Annotated in this window: 12 protein-coding genes; 3 read left to right on the top strand and 9 right to left on the bottom strand. The window is 61.4% G+C overall.

What is annotated here, in order from left to right; translation table 11 throughout:
• Window positions 1–71: 71 nt before the first annotated feature.
• The 9 genes from gatB to HMPREF2999_RS04915 all read right to left on the bottom strand — a co-directional run bounded on the left by gatB (window position 72) and on the right by HMPREF2999_RS04915 (window position 11,518).
• Window positions 72–1,577, bottom strand: a complete 1,506-nt coding sequence (gene gatB, locus HMPREF2999_RS04955) for an Asp-tRNA(Asn)/Glu-tRNA(Gln) amidotransferase subunit GatB (RefSeq protein WP_005507019.1) — start codon at window positions 1,575–1,577, stop codon at window positions 72–74.
• Window positions 1,577–3,181: an Asp-tRNA(Asn)/Glu-tRNA(Gln) amidotransferase subunit GatA gene (gene gatA, locus HMPREF2999_RS04950; RefSeq protein ID WP_070676180.1), complete on the bottom strand. Its 1,605-nt coding sequence runs from the start codon at window positions 3,179–3,181 to the stop codon at window positions 1,577–1,579. Before gatA ends, gatB begins: the two co-directional genes overlap by 1 nt.
• Before the next feature lie 15 nt (window positions 3,182–3,196).
• A complete protein-coding gene (gene gatC, locus HMPREF2999_RS04945) occupies window positions 3,197–3,493 on the bottom strand; it encodes an Asp-tRNA(Asn)/Glu-tRNA(Gln) amidotransferase subunit GatC (RefSeq protein ID WP_005507016.1) in 297 nt (98 codons plus the stop codon).
• 215 nt (window positions 3,494–3,708) lie between these two features.
• The gene (locus HMPREF2999_RS04940; protein ID WP_070676179.1) at window positions 3,709–4,455 is read right to left on the bottom strand and encodes a transglycosylase family protein; all 747 of its coding nucleotides are present in this window, start codon (window positions 4,453–4,455) and stop codon (window positions 3,709–3,711) included.
• Window positions 4,456–5,151: 696 nt separating this feature from the next.
• Window positions 5,152–7,383, bottom strand: coding sequence for an NAD-dependent DNA ligase LigA (gene ligA, locus HMPREF2999_RS04935; protein ID WP_070676178.1), 2,232 nt, complete (start codon window positions 7,381–7,383; stop codon window positions 5,152–5,154).
• 216 nt (window positions 7,384–7,599) lie between these two features.
• The gene (locus tag HMPREF2999_RS04930; protein ID WP_070676177.1) at window positions 7,600–8,493 is read right to left on the bottom strand and encodes a PP2C family protein-serine/threonine phosphatase; all 894 of its coding nucleotides are present in this window, start codon (window positions 8,491–8,493) and stop codon (window positions 7,600–7,602) included.
• Window positions 8,490–9,641: an adenylate/guanylate cyclase domain-containing protein gene (locus HMPREF2999_RS04925; protein WP_070676176.1), complete on the bottom strand. Its 1,152-nt coding sequence runs from the start codon at window positions 9,639–9,641 to the stop codon at window positions 8,490–8,492. The genes HMPREF2999_RS04930 and HMPREF2999_RS04925 overlap by 4 nt, the downstream gene beginning before the upstream one ends.
• Window positions 9,642–9,965: 324 nt before the next feature.
• Window positions 9,966–10,454, bottom strand: coding sequence for a hypothetical protein (locus HMPREF2999_RS04920; protein WP_005508853.1), 489 nt, complete (start codon window positions 10,452–10,454; stop codon window positions 9,966–9,968).
• A 122-nt stretch (window positions 10,455–10,576) separates the two neighbouring features.
• Window positions 10,577–11,518, bottom strand: a complete 942-nt coding sequence (locus tag HMPREF2999_RS04915) for a biotin--[acetyl-CoA-carboxylase] ligase (protein WP_070676175.1) — start codon at window positions 11,516–11,518, stop codon at window positions 10,577–10,579.
• Between the two features lie 220 nt (window positions 11,519–11,738).
• Between HMPREF2999_RS04915 and HMPREF2999_RS04910 the strand changes: the two genes are divergently transcribed.
• The 3 genes from HMPREF2999_RS04910 to HMPREF2999_RS04900 all read left to right on the top strand — a co-directional run bounded on the left by HMPREF2999_RS04910 (window position 11,739) and on the right by HMPREF2999_RS04900 (window position 14,428).
• Complete coding sequence (locus tag HMPREF2999_RS04910; protein WP_005507003.1) at window positions 11,739–12,020, top strand: YciI family protein; 282 nt, start codon at window positions 11,739–11,741, stop codon at window positions 12,018–12,020.
• 326 nt (window positions 12,021–12,346) lie between these two features.
• Window positions 12,347–13,948, top strand: a complete 1,602-nt coding sequence (locus tag HMPREF2999_RS04905) for an acyl-CoA carboxylase subunit beta (RefSeq protein ID WP_005507002.1) — start codon at window positions 12,347–12,349, stop codon at window positions 13,946–13,948.
• Window positions 13,949–14,014: 66 nt separating this feature from the next.
• Complete coding sequence (locus HMPREF2999_RS04900; protein ID WP_246823080.1) at window positions 14,015–14,428, top strand: acyl-CoA carboxylase subunit epsilon; 414 nt, start codon at window positions 14,015–14,017, stop codon at window positions 14,426–14,428.
• Window positions 14,429–14,601 lie beyond the last annotated feature (173 nt).

Here is a 14,601-nt window from a genome sequence, read left to right as displayed (position 1 = left end):
CACAAAAGAGGCGCCGCCTCCCACCTCGGGAGACGACGCCTCTTTCGTTAGAGCCGGGTCAGCGGAAAAGCTTAGCCTTCCACGCCGCACTCAGCCAGAATCAGCTCACGCACGCGGGCGGCATCAGCCTGACCGCGGGTAGCCTTCATGACCTGACCGACGATAGCGCCAGCAGCCTGAACCTTACCGGCGCGAATCTTGTCGGCAACGTCGGGCATTGCTGCCAGTGCTTCCTGAACAGCTGCGGTAAGCGCACCGTCGTCGGAGACCACGGCGAGGCCGCGTGCCTCAACGATTTCGGCGGGAGTGCCTTCACCGGCGAGGACGAACTCGAGCACCTGGCGGGCGATCTTGTCGTTGATCTTGCCTTCGGAGATGAGCGCTTCGAGGGCGACCACGGTTGCGGGCTCCACGCCGAGGGCGGTGAGCTCAACTTCAGCCTGCTTTGCGCGGCGGGCGATTTCGCCCATCCACCACTTGCGGGCTGCTGCTGCGGTTGCGCCTGCGGCGACGGTCTCTTCGATGACGTCGAGTGCGCCGGCGTTGACGACGTCGCGGAACTCTTCGTCGGAGTAGCCCCACTCACCCTTGAGGCGGCGGCGGCGTTCTGCCGGGGGTTCGGGCAGTTCGGCGCGCAGACGCTCAATCCATTCGCTGTTGGTGACGACCGGTACGAGGTCCGGTTCGGGGAAGTAACGGTAGTCGTCAGCGTCGGACTTGGGGCGGCCCGAGGAGGTTTCGCGGGTGTCTTCATGCCAGTGGCGGGTCTCCTGGGTGACCTTTTCGCCGCGTTCGAGGATCGCTGCGTGGCGGCGAATCTCGTAGCGGACGGCGCGCTCAACCGAACGGAGGGAGTTCACGTTCTTGGTTTCGGAGCGGGTGCCGAACTTCTCTGCGCCCTTGGGCATGAGGGAGACGTTGGCGTCGCAGCGGACGTTACCGCGTTCCATGCGGGCGTCAGAGATGCCGAGGGAGCGGACGATGTCGCGGATTGCGGCAACGTAGGCGCGTGCCAGTTCGGGTGCGCGCTCGCCGGCACCGACGATGGGTCGGGTGACGATCTCGATCAGGGGCACGCCTGCGCGGTTGTAGTCGACCAGGGAGGAGGTTGCACCCTGGATTCGGCCGTCTGCGCCGCCGACGTGGGTGAGCTTGCCTGCGTCTTCTTCCATGTGGGCGCGCTCAATTTCGACGGTGAAGATGGTGCCGTCTTCGAGCTCAACGTCCAGGGAGCCGTTTTCCGCGATGGGGCCGCCAGCCTGAGAGGTCTGGAAGTTCTTCGGGGAGTCCGGGTAGAAGTAGTTCTTGCGGGCGAAGTAGGACTTGTCTGCAATGTCGCAGCCCAGTGCCAGGCCGAGCTTAATGGCGGACTCAACAGCGGTCTTGTTCACCATGGGCAGCGCGCCGGGCAGGCCGAGCGATACGGGGGTGACGTTGGTGTTGGGTTCGTCGCCGAACTCGTTGGGTGCGGAGTCGAACATCTTGGTCTTGGTGTTCAGTTCGACGTGCACCTCGAAGCCGAGGACCGGGTCGTACTTTTCGATGGCTTCTTCGAAGCTGAGGACTTCTTCACTCATTACTTGGTTCCCCCAAAGTCAAAGTCGCGGATCAGAGTTTCGGTGTCGGGCAGGCTCTTGTAGAGCGGTGCGCCCCATTTTGCGGTGAGCAGTTCTTCCAGTGCTGCGCCGACGCGGTACAGGCGTGCGTCTTCGCGTGCGGGTGCGGTGAACTGGATGCCGACGGGCAGGTTGTTCTCTTCGGAGAGGCCGCCGGGCAGGGAGAGCGCCGGGACGCCTGCCAGGTTGACGGGCACGGTTGCGACGTCGCCCAGGTACATTGCCATGGGGTCGCCTTCGGTTTTCTCGCCGAGCTTGAACGCGGTGGAGGGCGCGGTCGGGGAGATGAGCACGTCGCACTTTTCGAAGGCTGCCGCGTAGTCGCGCTGGATGAGGGTGCGGACGCGCAGTGCGGCGCCGTAGTAGGCGTCGAAGTTACCTGCGGACAGTGCGTAGGTGCCGAGGATGATGCGGCGCTTGACCTCGTGGCCGAAACCTGCGGAGCGGGTTGCGGACATGACGCGTTCGATGGTGACGGGGCCGTCTTCGGGTACGACGCGCAGGCCGTAGCGGACGCCGTCGTAGCGTGCCAGGTTGGAGGATACCTCGGAGGACATGATCATGTAGTAGGCGCTGATGGCTTCGGTGACGGAGGGCAGGGAGACCTCGATGATCTCTGCGCCTGCGGCACGCAGCTCTTCGACGGATTCGCGGAAGCGTGCGAGGACGCCTGCTTCGAAGCCTTCGCCGTCGCCACCGCCGAGTTCCTTGATGACGCCGATGCGCAGGCCGGACAGGTCGCCCTTGCGTGCGGCTTCTGCGCCTGCCTTGGCTTCTTCAACGAAGTTGCCGGGCTCATCGGGCAGGGAGGTTGCGTCGAGCGGGTCGTGGCCTGCGATGGCCTCGTGCAGCATGGCGGTGTCGAGCACGGTGCGTGCGACGGGACCAACCTGGTCGAGGGAGGACGCCATGGCGATGACGCCGTAACGGGAGACGGAGCCGTAGGTGGGCTTGACGCCGACGCTACCGGTCAGCGCTGCGGGCTGGCGGATGGAGCCACCGGTGTCGGTACCCAGCGCCAGGGGTGCCTGGAAGGCGGTGACGGCTGCTGCGGAGCCGCCGCCGGAGCCGCCGGGTGCGCGGTCGAGTGCCCAAGGGTTGCGGACTACGCCGAATGCGGAGTGCTCGTTGGAGGAGCCCATTGCGAATTCGTCAAGATTGGTCTTGCCGAGGATGGGCATGCGTGCCTCGCGGACCTTGCGGGTGACGGTGCCATCGTAGGGGCTCATCCAGCCTTCAAGCATGCGGGATGCTGCGGTGGTGGGCTGACCCTTGGTGACGATGAGGTCCTTAACGGCGATGGGCACGCCGGCCAGCGGGGGCAGTTCCTTGCCCGCTGCGCGGTCTGCATCCACTGCTGCCGCGGTGGCGAGTGCTTCTTCGGCGTTGACGTGCAGGAAGGCGTTGAGGCCGCTCTTGCCGTCTGCGCGGTTATCGCTCAGGGGTGCGCCATCGGTGGCTGCGATGCGGTCCAGGTGTGCCTGGGTGAGCTCGACGGAGGTGATTTCGCCGGATGCGAGCTTTTCTGCTGCTTCTGCGGCGGTGAGCTGGATCAGTTCGTTCACTTGGTTGTTCTCCTCTTAGTCTTCGTCGAGGATTGCCGGCACGCGGAACTTGCCGTCCTGTGCGTCGGGGGCGCCGGAGAGCGCCTCTTCCTGGGTGAGGGTGGTGACGGGTACGTCTTCGCGGAAGACGTTCTCGAGGGGGATAGGGTGGCTGGTCGCGGGGATGTCGGCAGTTGCTTTCTGCGACATGGTCTCAACGGATGCGACGATGACGTCCAGCTCAGACGCCATCGCGGTGAGTTCTTCATCGGTCATCTCAATGAGTGCCAGCGATGCCAGGTGCTTTACCTGTTCAAAGGTGATGGCAGACATGGTTCTCCCGTAGTTTGTTTTCTTGTCTCTTCTCTAGTGTAGTGGAGGTTGCGTTTTCCGTCTCATTGGGGGTTGGAGGGTTTACCTGCTGGTTTGCGTGGTCAGGCGGTGCTCCTCTCCCCTATTTTCGGGTTAAATGCTCAACGCCCCGCTCCTCGTGTGAGGTGCGGGGCGTTGGGCTACAACGTGTCCACGTTACGCTTGAGGGTTAATCCTTAGGCGGGGATGGTCAGAACCTGGCCGGGGAAGATCAGGTCAACGTTGTAGATGATGTCGGTGTTCGCAGCTGCGATTGCCTGGTAGCCGCCTGCAACGCCGAGCTTTGCAGCAATCAGCGAGAGGGAGTCACCGGGAACCACGGTGTAGGTGCCTGCTGCAGCCTTGGGAGCTGCGACGGGTGCCGCGGGTGCCTCAACTGCCGGTGCTGCTGCGGGAGCTGCGGGTGCCTCAACTGCGGGTGCAGCGGGTGCTACCGGTGCAGCGGGAGCCTCAACTGCTGCGGGTGCAGCCTGAGCTGCAGGAGCTGCGGGTGCAGCCTGTGCCGCGGGAGCGGTGTAGGTCTGCTGGGTCTGCGACTGTGCAGCCACGGTGGTGGTGGGCTCGGTGTAGGTGGGAGCTGCGCCGGTCTTGCCGTAGAGGCCAAGCTTAGCGGAGCATGCGGGCCATGCGCCCCAGCCCTGGATAGCGAGCAGACGCTCGCCAGCCTCGATCTGCTGTGCACGGGTAGCGGTCGCGGGGGAGCCGGACATGCCGACGCCGTTCCAGGACTGCTGGGTGAACTGCAGACCGCCGTAGAAGCCGTTACCGGTGTTGATGGACCAGTTGCCACCGGACTCGCACTGTGCCAGTGCGTCCCAGGTAGCACCGTCTACTGCGTTTGCAGCGGGCATCGACATGGTAGCTGCTACAGCGCCACCGATGGCGAGAGCTGCTGCGGTACGACGAATGGAAGTGTTCTTCATAATGCTCCTTGGGGCCGTCCCCGCTCGTTCCGTCCCCGGAACTCTAGCGCGCCGCCGCTCACCCTTTGATAACGAAGTAGGTTACTCATGTTCTGGCTCTACCATGTGAGCGGCTCTCCACCGATTTCATGTCACCGTGAGCGATTCTGCACTTGTGTGCGGAATCCGGGTGGCACTTCCTCGATGGGGACGTGCGGTAGAACCGGGCATCGTTTCAAGCATTCCAAGCTTGAAACCACACAGGTGATTCTCTTGCGAGAATCCATCTGGTCTCAAAGATAGCCGAGGTTTTTTATGATTCCAACCCGATTTCAAGTTCACAGCGAACGTCCCGGGTTCTCCCAGGGTTCTTCCAGGTTAAAAGTGAAGGAAACATTATTTAAGACCTTGAGCCCCGCGCGTCTTAAGGGTTTCACCCCGGAATTTCGGGGTTTTCTAGGGGTTTAACTCGGATGCGCTCCCCCGCCGAGTTTTCCGATTCGGGGTTGATGGGCGCCACCTTTAAGGGTTTTGAACAGCGTGTAAATATTTTTTAAATATTTCTTCGCTTTGGGAGTGTTTTAAGGCGCTTCCGCCTTAAAAGCTGTGGTAATTATAAATGCCAGAAATTGGCATTCAGACCCTGAAGCACGCACTCCAGAGCCTGAATGCTCTATATATTGCAGGGGTCAGATTCAGGTGCCCCCACTACCGGGTCTACTCGGCGGTAGCCTCAACAGCCTCCGGGCCACCCTCGAGCAGGGCGGTGAAGCCCTCTTCATCCAGAACCTTCAGGCCCAGCTGCTGAGCCTTATCCAGCTTCGAGCCGGCGTTCGCGCCAGCAACCACAAAGTGGGTCCTCTTAGACACCGAGCCGGATGCCTTACCGCCTCGAGAAATAATGGCTTCCTTCGCGCCGTCACGGGTGTAACCGTTCAGCGTGCCGGTCACAACCACGGTCATGCCCTCCAAGGTACGCGCCACGGACTCGTCACGAGTATCTTCCATGCGCACACCGGCGGCAGCCCAGGAGTCCACCACCTCAGCGTGCCAGTCCTCAGCAAACCACTCAATAATCGAGTCGGCAATCGTGGTGCCCACACCGTCCACAGCGGCAAGGCGTTCACGGTCAGCCTCGCGGATCGCCTGCATCGAACCGAACTCCGCGGCGAGCGCGCGGGCAGCGGTCGGGCCCACGTGGCGAATCGAGAGGGCAACCAGCACGCGCCACAGCGGCTGCTGCTTTGCCTTCTCCAGCTCGGCGAAGAGGTTCAGCGTATTCTTCGTGGGCTTTGGCTCGGGGCGTGCCTTGGTCGGCTTGGTGTAGAAGTAGGGCACGCGCTCCATCTTTCCGGTGCCCACGCCCTTGACCTTCTTCTCACGTTCGATGGTGACCTCGCGCAGGTCCTCAATGTTGAGGCTGAACAGGTGCGCCTCGGTCGTTAGCGGAGGGGTGTCCGGGGTTGCGGGGCTGGTGAGTGCTTTTGCGGCTTCGAAGCCGAGCGCCTCAATGTCGAAGGCGCCGCGGCTTGCCGCATAGTACACGCGCTCGGTCAGCTGCGCCGGGCAGGAGCGCGGGTTCGTGCAGCGCAGGTCCACGTCACCTTCCTTGCCGGGGGCAAGGGGCGAGCCGCAGGAGGGGCATTCGCTAGGCATGACGAACTCTCGTTCTGTGCCGTCACGTAGGGCAACCACGGGGGCGACAATCTCGGGAATCACGTCGCCTGCTTTGCGCAGCACCACGGTGTCGCCGATGAGCACGCCCTTAGCCTTGACCACGTCCTGGTTGTGCAGGGTGGCGCGTTCGACGGTCGAGCCGGAGACGAACACGGGCTCCATGACGCCGTAGGGGGTCACGCGGCCGGTGCGTCCCACGTCCACGCGGATGTCCAGCAGCTTGGTGTGTACCTCTTCGGGCGGGTACTTGTACGCCACCGCCCAGCGCGGCACGCGGGAAGTGTAGCCCAGCTGAGCCTGGGTCGCGAAGTCGTTGACCTTAATGACGATGCCGTCGATTTCGTGCACCAGGGAGTGGCGCTGCTCGCCGTACTTGTTAATGAAGTCGAACACCGCTTCGGTGTTGGCGGCAATTTCGCTGTAGGGGCTCACGGGCAGGCCCCAGGAGGCAAGCAGATCGTAGGTCTCGTACTGAGTGGCAACATCCAGGCCGGTGCGCGAACCGATACCGTGCACGTACATGCTCAGCGGGCGCGAGGCGGTAATCGCCGCGTCCTTCTGGCGCAGCGAGCCTGCCGCGGCGTTACGCGGGTTCGCGAAGGGGTTCTTGCCAGCGGCAATCATAGACTCGTTGAGCTTCTCAAAATCGGCGGAGGAGATGAACACTTCACCGCGGATTTCAATCTCTTCGGGGTGGTTCTCGCCGGTCAGCTGCTGCGGGATGCTCGCAATGGTGCGCACGTTGTGGGTGACGTCTTCGCCGGTGGTGCCGTCGCCGCGGGTTGCCGCGCGCACGAGGGTGCCGTTGCGGTAGAGCAGGTTCACCGCCAGGCCGTCGATCTTCAGCTCGGTCAGCCACTGCGGTGCGGCACCGATGAGGGTACGGACGTTCTCATCGGTCTTGGTCAGCCAGGCGCGCAGCTCCTCGAAGGAGAAGACGTCCTCGAGGGAGTACATGCGCTGCAGGTGGGTGACGGGCGCGAAAGCTTCGATGGCTTCGCCGCCGACTTCCTGGGTGGGCGAGTCGTTGGCGATGATGAGCGGGTGCTCCGCCTCAATGATTTCGAGGCGGCGGTAGAGCGCATCGTACTCGGCGTCAGAGAGGAAGGGCGCGTCCTCGTTGTAGTAGGCGCGGCGGGCGGCACGAATCTTATCGGTCAGTTCCGCGTATTCGGCGCGCAGGGCCTCGGTAATCTCCACGGAGTTTTCTGCCGGGCTCTCTGCTCGAGTCTCGGCGGGGGCAGTCTGCTGGGTGGTGTTGTTCTCAGTCACCCGTCCAGTCTAGCGTTTTTGCTCCGCCTCTCCCCTATCGCTCGTCATATTGGCAGATTCCGCGAACGATGACGCAAACGATGAGGCAAGAGTGCCGTAGCCACTTACCGGATTACGCCTCCTTAGTTTCTGTGCGCGGATACAGTTCACCCCGCCTCCTGCAGGCGCTCAATCGAACGCCCAAAGAAAACGGGGGTGAATCACAAAGTATGAAGTTTAGGCTTCGACCGCGTCGGCAACAATCACGGTAATGTTGTCGCGACCGCCGGAACGCAGCGCCTCGTGCTGGAGCACGTCAGCGGCGTCCTGCGGGTGGCGAATCGAGGTGAGTACGCGCGCCATGTATTCGTGCGAAAGCTCACCGGAAAGGCCATCGGAGCAGAGCATCAGGCGGTCACCGGGGCGGGCGGGCAGAACCCAGAAGTCCGGTTCCCAGTAGTTGCCGGTACCCAGCGCGCGGGTAATCACGTTGCGGCGCGGGTGGGTCAGCGCCTCCAGGGCGGTAATCTGACCCTCGTCAACCAGGTACTGCACCTCGGAGTGGTCGCTCGTGACCTGCTCCAGCGAAGCGGAACCCTCAGAGCCGGGCAGCTTCTCCATCGCGGAGTGGTGAATACCCTCATCCTCACGCAGCAGGCGGTAGGTGCGGGAATCACCCACGTTGAAGATAACCCACAGGTTACGGTCGCCAATGCGGGTCAGCCAGGCACCCGTCACAGTCGTACCGCCGGAGCGGGAAAGCGCCTGCTTAATCTCCTCGTTGGTTTCGCCAATGATGTCGTGCAGGCGGTTGAGGGTGCCCACAATTTCGTTGTTGAGCAGGGTGTTCGCGCGGCGGCGGCGTTTGGTGGGGTCTTCCTCGTCAATAGTGGCCAGGCGCTCAACGTAGACCTGCTGTTCCTCTTCGCTACGGCCACCGGGCATCGTGAAGAAGGGCGAGTAGGCGAGCTGACGCACGCACAGGCGCGAAGCAACCTCGCCCGCCTCGTGGCCTCCCATGCCGTCCGCGACCACGCAAAGGGAACCGGCGACGACCATCGAATCTTCGTTATTTTCTCGATGTGCGCCGCGGTGCGTTGCACCACCGGTACGTAGTTTCAGTTCAGTCATGAGAGGTCTATCTCCATTGTGTAGTTCACGCGACGAGTCACCGCCACGGGGTCTACGTTACCAAAGCTTCTAACGTTTCGCGTTCCTTGAGAGGTGAGAGTATAGCGATTTCCCACCTGTCGGAGCGTGTTTGCTGTCTCATTATCGGTCAGCACGGTACCCGGTTCAGCCAGGGAAACCAGGCGCGCAGCCAGGTTCACGCTGGAGCCGTACACATCACCGCGGTTAGCCAGAACCTCACCCCAGATGAAGGCGACACGTGCATCCGGCAGTTGCGGGTCGGCACCAATCTTTTCAGAGAGCTGCAGGCTGATTTCTGCGATAGCGTCCGGAGTTTCGGTGAGGAAGAAAACTTCGTCACCGAGAGTCTTAATAATGCGACCACCCAGGGGTGCGATGACGTCCAGGCAACTCTGCTCAAAGTGGTTGATGAGCTGAGAAAGTGCTGCGGCATCCAGGTTGCGCACCAGGGAGGTGTAGGAGACCAGGTCCACGAATCCCACGCCGCGCACCAAGGGCAGGCGGGAGAGACCGGAGGTGGTCACGTTATTTTCGCGCAATCCCAGTCGTAGGATTCCGGCGTACATCTGACGGCGGTATGCGTACAATGCCAGACGCTCGAGAACCTCGAGGTAGCGCGGGAAGTCTTTGAGGAGCTTGCGGCGGGCATCATTATCGCTGAGGTTTTCGGTGACCATGATGTTGTGCACGAGCGCCTCAATCTGCCAGGCAACGGTGCGGTCGGTCAGTTGACCTTCGGCGCGCACGAGGGATGCCACATATTCCATGCGGATGTCGCCGGATTCGTCCAGCTTCTGCAGGTCGGCGAGCATCTGCACGTCGGTTTCAGTGAAGTAGGGCGCGTGCTCGGCGATGGTCGGGAATCCCATGTTGTGCCAGATGCGCTGTGCGGTCTTGCGGGGAATTCCGGCGTATTCGGCAGCCTGTACGGGGGTGTAGCGGCGCCCTTCCCCCAGGAGCGACTTTTCGAGGGCGCGAATTCCTGCCTTGGAATCCTCGTCGCGGTAGATATTATTCTGCGCGAGATTCTGCAGGATTTTGAGGTTGAGCATTTGGGTTTCGGGGCCCATGGTGGCGCCGGTGTCCTGCGGAGAGTTCGCAGGTTCGTGCTGGTCTGCCGTGCTCATTGCCGCTACCGCTCCTTTCATCTCTGCCGGAAAATACTGTCTGGTTTATACGGTGGTGGCGCTAGGTTACGTGGTACACCGTTGTGCTCTGCGGGTTTCGCATTGCCTCACTGCGATGATGCTCACCGTGTAGTGCCTTGTTAATATACCCCTCCGCCGTGGTGTTTGGGTCACAAAAGCGCCCGCACCCCAGGATAGTTTAGTGGAGTAATTCACATTTAAGAATACTCTAATCCGCATTTTTTCGGCAGATTTAGCGGCGAGTTTAGGCCCTGAGCCACTCCGACGGTTCCCTCCCAACTCGGTCGCAGAGGCGATGAAGCCCTAAATATAGCGAGCGCGCAGGGCGTAGTAGTCGCGTCGGGCGGCTTTAATTTCTTTTTCAAAGCGCTTGGGATCGGGCACGTAGGTCAGGCGGTGGTGCACCCCGCGGCACACCACGTACACCGACCCGTACCCCAGCCAGGCTCCCGGACCGGGTTGTTTTGCCCAGCGCTCCCCCATGGAGTCCAGGTAGAGCGACTCATCTCCGCTGCGGGTCATGATGCCGCGGCGCACCACGAGCCGGTGGGTGGTCAGCAGGTAGTAAGTGGTTGCCCAACGCCAGGCGGTGCGCACGGCACCGAGCAGAGTACCTACCGCACAGATCGTGCCGAGAGTCCACAGAATCGGTGAGGACCGTGCCGTGGAGGCGAAGGTTGACGCGGCGATTGCAACCAGCAGGTAGGCAAGCGTGGGCAGCAGGGCACCGTAGTGCTGTCGGGTCGCAATGATGACATGCTCACCGGGGTTGAGTTTTCCGCGCAAACGCATGGTGGTCCTTAGCTGTGCTGGTTGTTATATTCCGGCTGGAGGCGCCGGTTGAGGTGGTGTGGGTTGAGGGGTGCTGCCGTGCCGGGCAGAAATTTTGTGGGCTGAAATTTTAGGGGTTGGTTCTAGTGTGCCTGCTGAAAATCTCCGTAGCTACCGTTGGCGGGGCGAAGGTGCTCAATATCGCCCACCGCGTAGGGTTCTAGCGTGCCGTCCTCGCGGCGAATGAGGATGCGCCCCTGCGCGTCAATATCTTCGGCAATGCCTTCTACGGTGCTTCCGTCGGGCAGGCTCATGCGCACGCTGGCGCCGAGGGTGGCGGTGGTGGCGCGCGCCTGGTCAAGCAGGCTGAGGCTATCAGGGGTGAGCGGGTCGGGGCGTTCGGGGTCGCCGCCGGCGCGCACGAAGGCGCGGTAGCGTCGGGCGAAGATGCTCAGCAGTCGGGTGAGCACCTCGGATGAGTCGATGACCTGCCCGGTGCACAGGCTCAGGCTCGTGGCAGTGGGTACGGGCAACTGCTCGGCGGACATATTCGTATTCTGGCCGATGCCCACAATGATGCTGCGCTGCCCCTCGGTGGAGCCGCTTTCGGGAACGAGCTGGGCGAGAATTCCGCACCCCTTAGCGCCCTGCGCGATGACGTCATTGGGCCATTTGAGGGCGGCATCCACGCCGTAGCTGCGCCAAATATCGACCACGCTGAGCCCGGCGATGAGGGTCAGCCAGTGGTAGCTGTCTTCGGGTAGTTCGCGAGAAAGCGGGTCGGCGGAGGCGTGCGGGCGCACCACAATGCTCGCGGCGAGGCAGGCCCCGGGAGGCGCGGTCCAGGCGCGCGCGAGGCGGCCGCGTCCGGCGCTTTGGTAGAGGCTGGCGTAGACGGAGAGCTCGCCGAGCTGTTCGCGTTCGGGGTCGGTGCCGTCCATGAGCAGTTCGCGGGCACGGGTAGTGGTGGAATCCACCTGATCGTAGAGGTTCACGCTGGAGTAGCCCATATCCAGCGCGATGGTGCGGATGCGCGGCGCATCCAAAACCGAATGATCGCTCTCGGTGTACATGTTCTCCCCCATAGCTTGCGCCTTTCTACTCTGTCCGAAACTACTCTGCAGTATGCCGACCCGTCACCGAAACCTGCCGGTTTCTACCGAGTCGTACTGGTTTCTCACCATACCAATTTCTTGCCGCCGGTGATGCCCACCCGGTACCCGAGACGGTACATTAGACAGTGAGGGTGCATCAAGCACCGACCGGCTGCGGAGGTTCCTCCGCCCTGCTCGAAAGAAGACCGCTATGGCTTATTACGCAATTACTTACGTTTACGCAGCTCCCGAGGAGCAGGCGAAGTACCGTCCGGCTCACCGCGAGTACCTTGGTTCGCAGATTGAGGCGGGCAACCTGATCGTTTCCGGTCCTCTGCTGGACGGCGAGACCCCCGCTGGCGCTCTGCTGATTGCAAAGGTTGATTCCGCTGAGGCAGCTGAAAAGATCGTGGCTAACGACCCGATGAACGTTGGTGGCGCGGTTCTGTCTCACACCGTGACCGAGTGGAACCCGGTTCTGGGCACCATCTAAGGTCGAGCACCGCTTCACGCTGGAAAAGCTTGAACGTAAACCCCCCTTTCCGTCGACAAGGATTGCCGGCGCGAGAGGGGGTTTTCTGCGCTCTTTTGAGCCGCTCTTTCGCACTTTTCGTTTACTATATGCACCTTCTTGGGTACTGAGTGCATAAAAGTGTATCTAGTGTTGATATTCTGGCTTCTCACCTGGCATATGTGCCCTAGTTCGCACTATAGTTGAGGGATATGCACATTGTTCAAGAGCGCTCTTCGGGGCCTTCTGAACAACCATCACCGCAACCACTGGCTCCCGACAATCGGGTGGAGCAGGAACGAGGAATAATGTCCGAGAACCTCCAGCAGGAATTTGATTTGAGCACCACCGCCGGTAAGCTCGCTGATTTTTATGCACGTCGAGAGCGCAGCTTTGCGCCCAGCGGTGAGGCAGCTATCGAGAAGCAGCACGCACGCGGCAAGAACACCGCCCGCGAGCGTATCGAGATGCTTTTGGACGAGGGTTCTTTCGTTGAGTTTGATGCCCTCGCCCGCCACCGCACCACCGCATTCGGCATGGAGGCGAAGAAGCCCCTGGGTGACGGTTTGGTCTCCGGTTACGGCACCGTGGATGGCCGTCTGGTTGCCGTGTACTCTCAGGATTTCACCGTGTACGGTGGTTCCCTCTCGCAGGTGAACGGCGAGAAGATTGTGAAGGTGCAGAAGTTCGCTCTGAAGAACGGTTGCCCGGTCATCGGCATTAACGATGGTGGTGGCGCCCGCATTCAGGAGGGCGTGGCTTCCCTGGCGATGTTTGCTGACATTTTCCGCATGAACGTGCGTGCGTCCGGCGTGGTTCCGCAGATTTCTGTCATTATGGGCCCCTGCGCTGGCGGTGCCGCGTACTCCCCCGCTCTGACTGACTACATCATCATGGTGGATAAGACTTCGCACATGTTCATTACCGGCCCGGATGTCATTAAGACCGTGACCGGTGAGGATGTGGACATGGAGACCCTCGGTGGTGCGCGTCAGCACAACTCCGTGACCGGTACCAGCACCTACTTGGCTGAGGATGAAGAAGACGCGTTCGATTTTGTGCGTGAGCTTCTGGAATTCTTGCCGTCGAACAACCTTGCTGAGCCCCTGCCCCTGGAGCACGACCAGGAGCCCGTGGTGACGGTAGACGATCTGGATCTGGACACCCTGATCCCGGACTCGGCGAACCAGCCTTATGACATGCGTGCGGTCATTGAGTCCGTGGTCGATGACGGCCACTTCCTGGAGATGCAGGCGCTGTACGCCCCGAACGTGATGATTGGTTACGCCCGCGTTGAGGGCCGCACGGTCGGTATTGTGGCGAACCAGCCGATGCAGTTCGCCGGCTGCCTGGACATTTCTGCATCCGAGAAGGCTGCCCGTTTCGTGCGCCATTGCGATGCGTTCAATATTCCGATTCTGACTTTTGTGGATGTTCCCGGCTTCCTGCCCGGCACTGATCAGGAGTTCAACGGCATTATTCGCCGCGGCGCTAAGCTGCTCTACGCTTACGCGGAGGCGACCGTTCCGCTGGTTACCGTCATTACCCGTAAGGCATACGGCGGTGCATACATTGTGATGGGTTCGAAGAAGCTGGGCGCCGATATTAACCTGGCGTGGCCCACCGCACAGATTGGTGTGATGGGTGCTCAGGGTGCGGTGAACATTCTGTACCGTCGCGAGCTGGCTGCTCTGGCGGCTGAGGGCGGCGACGTTGAGGCTCGCCGCGCCGAGCTGATTGCCAAGTACGAGGAAGAGCTGCTGAACCCGTACCAGGCTGCCGAGCTGGGTTACATTGACGAGGTGATTGCCCCGAGCGAGACTCGTGTGCGCATCATTTCTTCGCTGCGTGCCCTGCACGATAAGCGTGCGGCTACCCCGGCAAAGAAGCACGGTAACATCCCGCTGTAGGCTTCCGTTGTGCCCGCACCATTTGTGGTGCGGGCATTCCCAGGATTTTAGGTTTTCTAAGGAGGCGTGCCTTTGGCAGGCTACAACCCGCTGAGTTATTTCTCATTCGGTAAGAAGAAGGATAGTTCGGAGGCTACTGAGAGCGCCGAGCAGCTTGAGCGCGGGTCTTCCCGTGCTACCTCTTCTGCCAGTTCTTCTGCGCGCGCGGCTACCGAACCCAGCGCCGCGAAGGACTCCGCTCAGTCTTCGGTAGATACTGACGCTGAGCAGGAGCCTCTACTGAAGGTGGTTAAGGGCTCCCCCACCCCGGAGGAGATTGCCGCCCTAACCGCTGTGGTGGCGATGATGCAGGCGAATGCCGCGCAGCAGGAGCAGAACTCGCTGGTGGGTGCTGCTTCGCGTATCTTGAACCGCGGTCAGCGCCTGGGTGTTTCGTTGCGTCCGGGCCCCGGTTCGTGGAGGCGCGCTCGCCCCAGGTAACGCGAGCTGATAACTCTGCTTCTTATATTCCCGTCACGCCGGTTGGTGTGGCGGGAATATATTGTTTTGCCTCAAATTCAAGATTGATATTGCGCTATTGAACATCTAATGCGCCGATTCTTGCGGTTTTGTCATATTAGAAACGATAAAGCGATGATGATACGCCCTGATGC

The organism is Rothia sp. HMSC066H02 (genome assembly GCF_001814995.1).
GTDB lineage: Bacteria > Actinomycetota > Actinomycetes > Actinomycetales > Micrococcaceae > Rothia > Rothia mucilaginosa.
Note: the sequence above shows the minus strand (reverse complement) of the source record. Positions and strands in the feature narration are given on the sequence as shown.

Excerpts from the sequence above, each read along its gene's own strand:
- HMPREF2999_RS04910 (WP_005507003.1), top strand. The coding sequence starts at position 11,739 with ATGGCTTATTACGCAATTACTTACGTTTACGCAGCTCCCGAGGAGCAG.
- gatC (WP_005507016.1), bottom strand. The coding sequence starts at position 3,493 with ATGTCTGCCATCACCTTTGAACAGGTAAAGCACCTGGCATCGCTGGCA.
- HMPREF2999_RS04930 (WP_070676177.1), bottom strand. The coding sequence starts at position 8,493 with ATGACTGAACTGAAACTACGTACCGGTGGTGCAACGCACCGCGGCGCA.
- HMPREF2999_RS04915 (WP_070676175.1), bottom strand. The coding sequence starts at position 11,518 with ATGGGGGAGAACATGTACACCGAGAGCGATCATTCGGTTTTGGATGCG.
- HMPREF2999_RS04940 (WP_070676179.1), bottom strand. The coding sequence starts at position 4,455 with ATGAAGAACACTTCCATTCGTCGTACCGCAGCAGCTCTCGCCATCGGT.
- gatB (WP_005507019.1), bottom strand. The coding sequence starts at position 1,577 with ATGAGTGAAGAAGTCCTCAGCTTCGAAGAAGCCATCGAAAAGTACGAC.
- HMPREF2999_RS04925 (WP_070676176.1), bottom strand. The coding sequence starts at position 9,641 with ATGAGCACGGCAGACCAGCACGAACCTGCGAACTCTCCGCAGGACACC.
- HMPREF2999_RS04905 (WP_005507002.1), top strand. The coding sequence starts at position 12,347 with ATGTCCGAGAACCTCCAGCAGGAATTTGATTTGAGCACCACCGCCGGT.
- HMPREF2999_RS04920 (WP_005508853.1), bottom strand. The coding sequence starts at position 10,454 with ATGCGTTTGCGCGGAAAACTCAACCCCGGTGAGCATGTCATCATTGCG.